Source organism: Rubripirellula obstinata, assembly GCF_001642955.1.
GTDB classification, from domain to species: domain Bacteria; phylum Planctomycetota; class Planctomycetia; order Pirellulales; family Pirellulaceae; genus Rubripirellula; species Rubripirellula obstinata.
On record NZ_LWSK01000289.1, the window covers coordinates 1 to 1313 of the forward strand.

Genomic DNA, 1313 nt, shown 5'->3' on the forward strand with positions numbered 1-1313 from the left:
CACGCCCCGCATCTAAGCGGCTTACTTGAACCATTGCATGCACCGGAGTGGCGGCCGCACACTTTTCTCTCTGCTTGCACGTCAAATCCCGCCACCTCGGTGATGCATACCGTTATCCGAATGAAATCCTCTACTACCCCTGAACGCGAATCAATGCCTTGGACATGCCCATCATGCGACGGTGAAACCGACCTTGGCTACAACATCTGCTGGACGTGCCGCGCGCCGAGACCCGGATCTGATCCGAACGGAGATGCAGAGCATATCGACATGCTTATTACGACGACGCCGTCATTCTCTACACATGCCATCGACCACTACTTTGGTCCGGTTTTCGGCGAAACGATCTATGGTGCTAACGTCCTGCGTGACTTCTTCGCTGCTGTCACCGACATAGTCGGCGGACGTTCTGACGAATACGAAACTTTGCTTGTTCGCGGTCGGAACACTGCAATGTCCGAAATGGCCGCACGTGCCACCAAAATGGGTGCAAATGCCGTTGTCGGGATGCGGTTCGACTACTCGACTGTCGGTAACTCGATGCTTATGATTTGCTGTATTGGAACGGCGGTAACTGCGTCCCCAAGGACCGCCATAGACGACGGATAACCATCGCATGCACCGGAGTACGGCTTGCACGCTTTTTCCCAGTGGTCAACTTTATCCTCCGTACCCGGTGATGCGGGACGTTATCCGACTGACCTAATTCCAACGCAATGCTGATCATTGTCGTCTCATTCCTGATCGTTGCCATCGGCCTTGGCATCGCTTCGTTCGCGATTATCCACGAACGCGATTGGCGTAAGCGGTTGCGGAACTCCGTTGTGGTTAACGGAATCGTCATCGCCGAACACAGCGATCCTGAGTGGGAAAATACTCGGGCCGAAATCGAATATGAAATAGACGGTCATGCACATAGGTTCGTGTCCAAATATGGGACTGGCATGCTTTCCGTTGGTCATCACGTCCGTGTCATCATGGACACAACAACGGGGGACGCTGAACGACTTGCTTTCACGACGCGGTGGGTGTTTACTATTGGCCCAATCCTTCTTGGGGCGTTTTTCGTGTACTTCGGCCTTTGCATCGCCCATCAATACGGCGGATAACCAACACATGCACCGGAGGACGGGTGGTCCGTTTTCTCTTCTGCTTGCAAGTTGTTCGCCCGTCCCCGGTGATGTGGGACGTTATCCGACTGAAATGACCCCTTGGACACTCCCGATGAATCAACACACACACCAATCCGCTCGACGCGGAAAGGGCAGGCTGCAGTGGGAACCGGGAGGGTGGTTCGGCGGCATCATTGGTGG

General features: G+C 54.5%; 2 protein-coding genes. Both read left to right on the plus strand.

Features of this window, described 5'->3' with window-relative positions:
• Positions 1-609 (plus strand): YbjQ family protein (locus RC85_RS29165; RefSeq protein ID WP_476748594.1); only part of this gene is annotated, 609 nt, incomplete at its 5' end.
• Between the two features lie 107 nt (positions 610-716).
• A complete protein-coding gene (locus RC85_RS28120) occupies positions 717-1109 on the plus strand; it encodes a hypothetical protein (RefSeq protein WP_068267843.1) in 393 nt (130 codons plus the stop codon).
• The last annotated feature ends 204 nt before the right edge of the window (positions 1110-1313 follow it).